A 9,055-nucleotide genomic window follows, 5' to 3' on the forward strand; every position below is an offset into this window, starting at 1 on the left:
CGACCACCCGCCGGCCCCCAGCCGGAGCGTTCCGCCACCTGCCCACCGAACGGGTTCAGGGTTCGCGACGGGCTTCCTCCAGGAACCGCGCGACCAGGGGATTCCGGTCGTCGCGCCGCCAGGTCATCGCGACGGTGGTGCGTGTGGTGTTCGGCTCGATCCGGCGGTACGCGACGCCTTTCAGCCGGATCCGGCGGATGCTCGCCGGGGCGAGCGAGACGCCGAGCCCCGCCTCCACGAGCGCGGAGACCGTCTGCCACTCCACCGCCTGCTGTCCGAGGCGCGGCTCGAATCCCGCGTCGCGGCACAGGTGGAGGATCCGGTCGAGCACGGTCGGTCCGGCACTGCGGGGCAGCAGCACGAACGGCTCGCCCGCCAGCGCCTCGACGGGGACCACGCGTCGGGCCGCGAGGGGGTGGGACCGCGGCAGGACGGCGACGAACTCCTCGGACAGGATCACCTCGTTCAGGAGCCCCGGCTCGTCCGGCGGCTCCCGCAGGAGCCCGAGGTCGATCACCTGCTCGTGCAGGGCAGTCACCTGCACCGCCGTGGTCATCTCCCGGATCTCCATCTCCACCGCGGGGTACCGGTCGTGGTAGGCGCGCAGCAGGCCCGGCAGGACACTCAGCGCGAGTGACCCGGAGAAGCCGATCCGGATGCGACCGGCCTCGCCGTCGGCGACGGCCCGCGCCGCGCTCAGTGCGGCGGCGACCTCGTCGAGCGCGTGCCGCGCGGCCGGCAGGAGCTCCTGTCCTGCCGGGGTGAGCGCGACCCGGCCCGGCGCCCGGGTGAACAGCGGGTGCCCGACCTTCGCCTCCAGACGGCGGATCTGCTGACTGAGCGGCGGTTGTGCGATGCCCAGCCGCTCCGCCGCGCGTCCGAAGTGGAGTTCCTCGGCGAGCACGGCGAAGGCGTGGAGTTGGTGCAGTCCGAGTTCCGGGCGATCCATACCGCCAGAGATATCACACGAGGGTTTCCGTGCTATTGGACATATCACCCGCTGGTTGCCTAGCTTTCGCTGCATGACAGAGCGACGCGCGATCCTGAGCGGTTCCACCTTCGAAGAGGAGATCGGCTACGCCCGGGCGGTGGTGGACGGCGACCGGGTGCACGTGTCGGGGACGACCGGGTTCGACTACCCGACCATGACCATCTCCGACGACGTGGTGGAGCAGGCGGAGCAGTGCCTGCGCAACATCGCGGAGGCACTGGCACAGGCGGGTTGCACCTTCGCGGACGTCGTCCGGGTCAGGTACCTCCTGCCCGATCGCGAGGACTTCCCGCCGTGCTGGCCCGCCCTGCGCCGCACCTTCGGGGCGGTGCGACCGGCCGCGACGATGCTCGAATGCGGCCTCTCCGACCCCCGGATGAAGATCGAGATCGAGGTCGACGCACGCCGGCCCGCAGGGCCGGGTACCGTCTCCGCCGTTGACTGACCCGGCAGGCGGCGCCCCGGACCGGGTGGCCCGGCCGCCGACCGTCGTCGAGGGCGGAGCCGGTGTCTTGGCGCGGGCTGCGGAGCCGGTGTCACGGCGCGGGCTGCGGGGCGGCCTCGGTGGGCGTGAACGAGGACGCGAAGGTGAAGGCGCGGGGAGACGGACCGTGCTCCCGCAGGTCGGTCAGTCGCGCCAAGGCCTCGCCGACGGTGGGGAGGTGACCGGCGGGGATCCACCAGAGCACCAGGTGTGCCTCGGCGTGCCGGTGGAACCATTCGCGCCGCCGTCGTGTCGCGTCCAGGTGGCCACTGCGGTAGGTGAAGTCCCAGAGGGCTTCCTGGCTCTCCCACACCGACAGGTTGACGATGACGTTCTCGCCCGCCGGGCGCAGTCCGGTCGCGTCGGCCTCGCCGTCCTCGGTGAGCCGCCACACGAAGCCTGGCGCACCGTCGGCGGCGGTGTTGATCGGTTCGAGCAGCTCGACGAACGGTGCGGTGCGGGGGTCGTCGAGGGGGTGCCGGAGGGTGGCGACATTGAGCTGGGCCAGGTGGAGGGCGTGCGTGGAGGAGGTCATGGCCTCATCCCAGCACGGCTCGCTTTTCTATGTCAATCAGTATTGGTTTTAGAAGGCTCGACGATCACGCAGCAGTCCCCGGGCCGGGCGTCCATCCGGGCGCGGACGGGGCCGTCCACTCCGAGCAGCCCTTCCAGGAGGGCCAGGTTCATGCCGCAGACGAGGGGCGGAAAGCGCTCGGAGACCGCGTGGAAGGGACAGTTGCGCATGCGGACCACCCCCGCTTCGGCCGCCGCCCCGGTCGCCTCCTCGACGCCGTCGGCGGCGTCGTCGCCCTCGGTACCCCGGTCCTCCCCGGGGGTGTCCAGACGCGGCTCGTACCCGCGCGCGGCCAGCAACTCCATGGCCTCCGCGAGACCGCCGCAGGGTTCCGCCGAGCCGCGCAGCGCCTCCCCCCGGCGGCGCGCGGCCGCGTACAGCCCGGAATCCAGCCCGGCCTGCTCGGCGGCCTCCGCGAGCAGCTCGGCGACGGTCCGGTAGTCACGGGCGGGCAGGGACACCGAGCGCTCGCCCGGCGCCCGCGTGTACACCTTGGCCGGACGGCCCGCCCCCGGCCCCGAGCGGCCCGACAGCCGACGGCTGCCGCTCTCCAGTAGCCCGGCCTCGGTCAGCCGGTCCAGATGGTGCGCGGCGAGAGTGCGCGCCACCCCGGCCGCCTCGGCGGCCTCGTTGCGGCCGACCTCGCGGCCCTGCGCCACCACGTACTCGTACAGGCGTCGCCGCACCGGATCCTGCAACAGTGCGATCGCATCGATGTCGTTCACCCCGCCATTCTAGGAACAACGTGGATCGGAGATAGAAGGGTCGTTTGGTGGCCGGGCTGCTCGGCTTGACCCGCGCTCGGGTCGTTGCCGGGAGGACGGGGCCGGGACGGGTTCGTGCGGGCGGACTTCGCGACGTACGTGTGGCCGCTGTCCATCGTGGCTTGCCTGGTGACGTTCCCCACCCTCGTGCTCCTTCTGGCGGTGGCGCCGAGAGCGGGCCGGGGTGGTGGGGTGGGAGCCGTCGTCGCGCTGGTGCCCAGTGCCCTCCCGCTGCTGGTCGGGCTCATGTTCGGGTCCTGGCCGGCCGTGCTGCTGGTGGTCCTCCAGGTCCTCTACGCGTGCTTTCTGATGCCGGGCTGCCTGGACTGGAGGCACGAGCGTCCCTTGGACGACTGACGGTCTCGGCGATGGGGTGAGCCCCCCGGAGACCACCCCGTAGGGGGCCCATCGCTGCCGTCGTCACCTGGGGCGAGGTCCCGCCCCGCTTCGTGCGCTGGCGGGCCGAGCAGCAGCGCGGTCGGCGGGGGGCGTCCCGGCGGCCCTGCTGAGGGTGGCGCGGAGGTCGAGCCGCTCGCCTGCGGAGAGGAGCGCCACGCCCTTCCCGGGACGGCGGGCCGGCAGCCGCCGGGCCGAGCGGTGCCCGACCCACCACGGGCGGGAGACGATTCCGGCCATCGTCGGCTGCGGCGAGGCGGGCGGCACGGGCTGGTGGGGGCCGGCGTCCGACGGCCCCGCACGATGCCGGTGGAGGATCCCGCGCCGGGCGTCGAACCGGCCCGCCACCTGGCTCCGCCGCGGCCACGGCGGGCGGGGGCGGGCCCAGCGGTCCGAGGCCTAAACGGGCGCCGCCGCCGCGTACCGGCGCTTCTCCGGTGCCGCCCGCTCGCGACTTCGCCGGTCGTGGTCGGCGCGGGGAGCGGAGTGCGGCGCCCGGCGGGTGCGGGCGCGGCCCCGATCGTGCGGGCGTGTCCGGGCGGGGTCGGGCTGCCGAGCGGGCCCGGTGCCGGTGGCCTGTGCCGGGTGGCGGAAAGTCTCGGTCGGGGTCCAGTCCGATTGGTGCATGACAAGCATGGCTGCTGAGGATAGAGACAGGCCCGGCCCGAGGCGGAGATGCGCTGCCGACGTCAGGCCGAAAGCACGTGACGGCCGGTCAGCTGCTGCTGTCGGCAACGGTACAACCGGGCATCCGTCCTCCGGTGCGGTGCACGCCGCACCGGGGCGCCGCGCCCCCGCCGTGGTCCGGGCGCCCGAGGACGGGCCGGCCACCGGGCACCCGACACGACAGGCAACGTCCCTGTCCGCCCAACCCCGAGGAGCGAGATGAGCAGCATCCTGTTCGTGCATGCGAGGGGCGGTCCGCCCCTGGAGTACGCGGTCCCGCGCATGGCGGCGCACGGCGAGGTCCATCTGCTGGCGCTCGCGCCACTGCCGCAGGTCACGGCGGACACCTGGCGGCCGGCCTGCGCGTCGGTCACCGAGGCGCCGCCCTCGGGCGGGACGGCGCTGGTCGAGCTGATCGCCGACCACGCCGAACGCGTCGCGGCGCGGGCCGTGCTGACGTTCTCCGAGTACGCGGTGGTGGCCGTGGCCCTCGCCTGCCGCCGCCTCGGGCTGGCCGGCCCGGGGGAGCACGTCGCGGCGGCCCGCGACAAGCGCCTGATGCGGCGGATCTGGCGTGACGCCGGCGTACCCGTCCCGGGCTTCGCCGAGATCCACGGCGCCGCCGACATCGACGAGGCGTTCCGACGGCTGACCCCGCCGCTGCTGCTGAAGGCCGCGTGGAGCGCCGGATCGACCGCGCACCTCACCGTGCGCGACGCCCGGGAGGCGGGCCGCGCCTGGCGGCTCGGCCGGTCCGTGATGGCCTCCTCCGCCGAGGAGGGATACGCCGAACTGCACGCCGCCGACGAGGGGGTGAGCGACTTCCTGCTGGAGGAGATCGTCACCGGCGGCACCCGGGGCTGGTTCGCCGATCCGGGCTGGGGCGACTACGTCAGCGTGGAGGGCATCGTCGCCGGCGGCGTCTACCACCCGCTGTGCCTCACCGGCCGGCTGCCGACCGTCCCGCCCTTCACCGAGCGCGCGAGCATCGCTCCGGCGGACCTGTCCGAACCCCTGCAGCGCCGGATCGAGGCGGCCTCCCGGGCCGCCGTGGACGCGCTCGGTCTGGACACCTGCGCCACCCACACCGAGATCAAACTCGCCCCCGGCGGACGGGACATGTGGCTGATCGAGACCGCCGCCCGGTTCGGGGGCGTGATGACGACCCGGCAGGTGGAGGCCGTCTTCGGACTCGACATGATCGGCATGCTGACGCGCGAACTGCTCGGGCGGCCCGTCGCCTACCCGCCCGCCATGCTCACCGGCGCCGGGGGCAGCGGGGCCGCCGGGGCCGCCGGCTCGCTGGTGATCCTCGCCGCCGACCGCGCGGGCGAGCCCTGGAGCGAGCAGCCGCGCTGGGACTTCGACGCCGTGGACTGGACGGACCTGCTCAGCCCCGGCTCCACGATCGAACCGGTCCGGGAACGCAGCCTGCCCGCCGGCACCCCGATGCCCGCGTACGAGCGGGCCGAGGGCGCCAACACCATGGCTGCCCTGTGCTTCCTGACCGCAAGGTCGGCGGACGTCCTGGTGGCGGACTGCACCCGGATCATCGAGGCGTTGCCCAAGGCACTGACCGGCCACCTGACGACCGGAGCGAGCCGGTGACCGCCCACCCCGGCGCGTCGGCGGGCGCCGCCGGCCCGCAGACGAACGAGGCGACGTACGAGGCCACGAACGCGGCGCCGGACGGTGCGCCGCTCGCCACGGAGACCGACGCGATGCTCGGCACGGAGAGCGACACCGAAACCGGCACCGAGACCGGTGCGGTGATCGGCGCGCGTCTCACCATGCCGCTCTTCGAACGGCTCTGCGGCACGCTCGGCGGCCATCCCTACGTCAAGGTCGTCGTCGACCGGCACAAGGCGCTGTGGCACATCCTCGACAGCGCCGTGCACCCGTTCCACGTCGACTACATCGCCACCACGATCGAGGGCCTGACCCTGGAAGAGCTCGACGCCGACCTCGACGGCTTCAACCGGAGCGTCTACCAGGACCCGGACCGGCGCTTCCTGCTCGGCGTGCTCTCCCTGCACGCCGGCGACCAGGTGAACCGGCCCAGCCAGGGCGACCAGCCCAGCCGGTCGACCGAGCCGTTCATGGTCCTGGAGACCACCGAGGCCGACACCATGGGCGCCGACCTGCTCACCGAGTTCCACCGCTTCGTCCGCGAGCACCTCGACCAGTCCCTCGCCCTGCTGGTGAAGCCGGCCAACCACGCGCAGGAGAACGCCCTGGCGGCCGTGCCCGAGAGCGTCCTGCCCCGGACCGGCTCGGACGCGCTGCTCGCCGCGCGGCCCTTCGTCCCGCTCACCCTGGGATCGGCCACCGGCCGGCTGCGCGCCTTCGCCGACGCGGACGCGTACCGCGCCGCCCGGGCGGACCTCACCTGGTACGACATCGTGGCCATGCCGGTCGTCCCCGACGACATCCCCCGGCTGGCCGGCCTGGTCAACGCCCTGCCCACCACTCCGCTGTCGCACACCAACATGCTGGCCGCCGGCTGGGGGATACCCAACGCCATCGTGCGCGGCGCCCTCGACCGGATCGCCGCCGACGACCTGGACGGCGGCTGGGTCCGCTACGAGGTCAGTGCCGACGGCGTCACCATCGAGCGGGCCGAGGAGCCGGCCGACCTCACCCAGCCGGTCTGGCACACCCAGCGCATCCGGATCGACGCCCCCCGGGTGGAGGACGTACCGATCGTGCCGCTCTCCCGGCTGCGCGCCGGGGACCGCCGCGGCTACGGCACCAAGGCGGCCAACCTGGGCGAACTCCACCACGTGCTGCGCCACGGATCGGCCCGGCTGACCGGCTACTACTCGGTGCCCCGCGCGCCGCGACCCGACCTGCTGGGCCACCTGGCCGGGCGGCTGGGGGTGGCCGCGGACGCCGACCTCGTCCAGGCGGCGGCGGACTTCCTGTCCCGGCACGTCAGCGCGCCCGAGGGGATCGCGGTGCCGTTCGCCGTCCAGCAGCGCTTCCTGGACTCCTCCCGGGCCGTGCAGCAGAGCATCGGCAAGCTGAAGATGGCGCTCGAACTCGGCGCGATGGACGCGGTCGACTCGGTCTGCGTCCAGCTCCAGCACCTCATCGTGGCCACCCCCGTCCCCGACGACCTGGTGCGGGCGCTGGACGCGCACGCGGTGCGCCACCTCGCCGGCGCCGGGCGGCTGGCGGTGCGCTCCTCCTCCAACGCCGAGGACCTGCCGGGCTTCTCCGCCGCGGGCATCTACGAGTCGCACACCAAGGTCACCGACCTGCCGGGCCTGCTCGACGCGATCCGCCAGGTGTGGGCCTCGCTGCTGTCGCCGCGCAGCGTCCGGCTGCGCCACGAGGCCGGCATCTCCCTGGACGACACGTTCATGGGGGTGATCGTCCAGCGCTACGAGCCGTCCCCGCTCGGTGGGGTGATGGTCACCTGCAACCCCACCAACCGGGCGGACTTCCGCAACGTCTACCTCAACTGCGCGCCCGGCTCGACCTCGGCGGTGGTCGACGGCACCGCGCTGCCGCTGCAGTACCTCTACAACACCGTGGAGGGCGGCGGCCGGACGCTCTCGCTCGGCGCCGCCGCCGAGGACCTCGACGCCGAGACCCGGGCACACCTCGGCCGGCTCGCCCTGGCCGGACGCCTGCTCCAGTCCCACTTCGCCGCGGACTACACCTTCGCCGCCCCCCTCGACGTGGAGTGGCTGCTGGCCCCCGGCGGCCGGGTCCACCTGCTGCAACTGCGCCCCTACAACGGCTGAGCGGCCCACGAAACCCCCCCCCGACGCGAAGGAAGGCAAGCCCGTGTCCCTGCTCGGCCGAGCCAAGCGCGGTCCCGCCGCCCCGCCCGGGGTCCGCCGGGTGGTCCGCCTGAACAACGGCTTCCAACTGCTGTTCAACCTGCTGTGGTGGATGCCGGTCTTCTACGAGTACCAGCGGCAGGCCGGCCTGTCGGACAGCCAGATCTTCGGCATCCAGAGCGTCTACTACGTCGCCTTCTGCCTGCTGGAGGTCCCCACCGGCTTCATCGCCGACCGGATCGGGCAGCGGACCTGCCTGCGGCTCGGGGCCGCGGTGATGACGGCCGCCAACCTGGTGCCGGTGGCGCTGCCCTCCGCGACCGGCTTCCTGCTGCACTTCCTGGCGATCGCCGCCGCCCGCTCCCTGGTCTCCGGTGCCTCCAGCGCCTACCTCTACGAGTACCTGCACGCCGAGGGCGCCGGAGAGCGCTACGTGCAGGCGGAGGGCACCGCGCGGGCCCTCGGCCTGTGGGCGAAGATCGCCTGCTGGCCGCTGGTGGGCGTGCTGATGAGTACGGTCCACCAGGCGCCCTACCTGCTGACCGCCGCCTGCACCCTCGGCTCCCTGGCCTGCGCCGCCGCGTTGCCGGCGCTGCCCCCGCCGCCCTCGGCGCCTCCGCCGGCCGCGGCGGTGCCCGACGGCGGGTTCCTGGACTCCGTGCGTCAGGCGTGGAAGGTGCTGCGGACCTCCCGGGCCCTGGGACCGCTGATGGTCCAGGGCGTGGCGATCTTCACCCTGGCCCGGATCTGCCAGGTCAACCTGTTCCAGCCGCTGCTGCTGGCCAGGGCCGTCCCGGTCGCCGACCACGGCGCGGTGCTCTCCGCGATGACGGTGGCCGAGGCGCTGGGCTCCTCCCGGCCCGGCTGGATCCGGGCCAGGCTCTCGGACACCGCGGCCGTGACCGTGCTGAGCCTCGTGATGGCCGGATCGCTGGCCGCCACCGCCCTGTCCGGTGCGGCGGCGACCATCGCGTGGCTGTGCGTGTTCGCCGCCGCCACCGGCCTCGCCTACCCGGTCCAGCGCTACCTGATCAACGCGGCCATCCCGCCGACCCCCTACCGGGCGACCCTGCTGTCCCTGGAGTCGATCATCGACCGCGGGGTGTGCGCCCTGGTGGCGCTCGCCGTCGGCGCCTACCTGGCGGCGGACCGGCTCGACGCGCTGCTCCTGCACGCCGCCCTGGGCACCTGCGTCCTGCTGGGCGCCGTCGCGGTGGCGCTGCGGCTGGTCCGGCGCCGCCCCGGTCCGGGAGCGGACACCGGCACCCCGTCGGACCGGGCGCTGTCCCGGTAGCCGCTCCACCGCGCCCGTCCCGGCAGTGTCCGTGCGGCGAACGGGCGGCGGGGGCGGCGGCGGGGCCGACCGGGCGGCCGGACGTCCGGTCGCCC

The 9,055-nt window shown here is 74.1% G+C and carries 8 protein-coding genes; 5 read left to right on the forward strand and 3 right to left on the reverse strand.

The window, feature by feature from the left end; all coding sequences use genetic code 11:
- Positions 1–55 precede the first annotated feature (55 nt).
- On the reverse strand, positions 56–949 hold the full coding sequence (locus ABZ497_RS35945; protein ID WP_359812138.1) for a LysR family transcriptional regulator: 894 nt from the start codon (positions 947–949) through the stop codon (positions 56–58).
- A gap of 73 nt (positions 950–1,022) precedes the next feature.
- Between ABZ497_RS35945 and ABZ497_RS35950 the strand changes: the two genes are divergently transcribed.
- Positions 1,023–1,436 (forward strand): RidA family protein, encoded by a 414-nt coding sequence (locus tag ABZ497_RS35950; RefSeq protein WP_329485206.1) that lies wholly within the window; start codon positions 1,023–1,025, stop codon positions 1,434–1,436.
- A gap of 91 nt (positions 1,437–1,527) precedes the next feature.
- Here ABZ497_RS35950 and ABZ497_RS35955 read toward each other — a convergent pair whose 3' ends face one another.
- Together ABZ497_RS35955 and ABZ497_RS35960 are read right to left on the reverse strand one after the other, a co-directional pair.
- On the reverse strand, positions 1,528–2,010 hold the full coding sequence (locus tag ABZ497_RS35955; RefSeq protein WP_359812141.1) for a DUF3291 domain-containing protein: 483 nt from the start codon (positions 2,008–2,010) through the stop codon (positions 1,528–1,530).
- A 32-nt stretch (positions 2,011–2,042) separates the two neighbouring features.
- The gene (locus ABZ497_RS35960; protein ID WP_359812144.1) at positions 2,043–2,774 is read right to left on the reverse strand and encodes a helix-turn-helix domain-containing protein; all 732 of its coding nucleotides are present in this window, start codon (positions 2,772–2,774) and stop codon (positions 2,043–2,045) included.
- A 231-nt stretch (positions 2,775–3,005) separates the two neighbouring features.
- Between ABZ497_RS35960 and ABZ497_RS35965 the strand changes: the two genes are divergently transcribed.
- The 4 genes from ABZ497_RS35965 to ABZ497_RS35980 all read left to right on the forward strand — a co-directional run bounded on the left by ABZ497_RS35965 (position 3,006) and on the right by ABZ497_RS35980 (position 8,960).
- Positions 3,006–3,170: a hypothetical protein gene (locus tag ABZ497_RS35965; RefSeq protein WP_359812146.1), complete on the forward strand. Its 165-nt coding sequence runs from the start codon at positions 3,006–3,008 to the stop codon at positions 3,168–3,170.
- 924 nt (positions 3,171–4,094) lie between these two features.
- Positions 4,095–5,483 carry an ATP-grasp domain-containing protein gene (locus ABZ497_RS35970; RefSeq protein WP_359812149.1) on the forward strand — a complete coding sequence of 463 codons (1,389 nt, stop codon included), beginning with the start codon at positions 4,095–4,097 and terminating at the stop codon, positions 5,481–5,483.
- Positions 5,480–7,627 (forward strand): PEP/pyruvate-binding domain-containing protein, encoded by a 2,148-nt coding sequence (locus ABZ497_RS35975; protein WP_359812152.1) that lies wholly within the window; start codon positions 5,480–5,482, stop codon positions 7,625–7,627. Before ABZ497_RS35970 ends, ABZ497_RS35975 begins: the two co-directional genes overlap by 4 nt.
- Positions 7,628–7,670: 43 nt before the next feature.
- A complete protein-coding gene (locus ABZ497_RS35980; RefSeq protein WP_359812155.1) occupies positions 7,671–8,960 on the forward strand; it encodes an MFS transporter in 1,290 nt (429 codons plus the stop codon).
- Positions 8,961–9,055 lie beyond the last annotated feature (95 nt).

Source organism: Kitasatospora sp. NPDC005751 (assembly GCF_040630835.1).
GTDB lineage: Bacteria > Actinomycetota > Actinomycetes > Streptomycetales > Streptomycetaceae > Kitasatospora.

Coding starts and splice junctions, on each gene's coding strand:
- ABZ497_RS35970 (WP_359812149.1), top strand. CDS start 4,095: ATGAGCAGCATCCTGTTCGTGCATGCGAGGGGCGGTCCGCCCCTGGAG.
- ABZ497_RS35955 (WP_359812141.1), bottom strand. CDS start 2,010: ATGACCTCCTCCACGCACGCCCTCCACCTGGCCCAGCTCAATGTCGCC.
- ABZ497_RS35950 (WP_329485206.1), top strand. CDS start 1,023: ATGACAGAGCGACGCGCGATCCTGAGCGGTTCCACCTTCGAAGAGGAG.
- ABZ497_RS35945 (WP_359812138.1), bottom strand. CDS start 949: ATGGATCGCCCGGAACTCGGACTGCACCAACTCCACGCCTTCGCCGTG.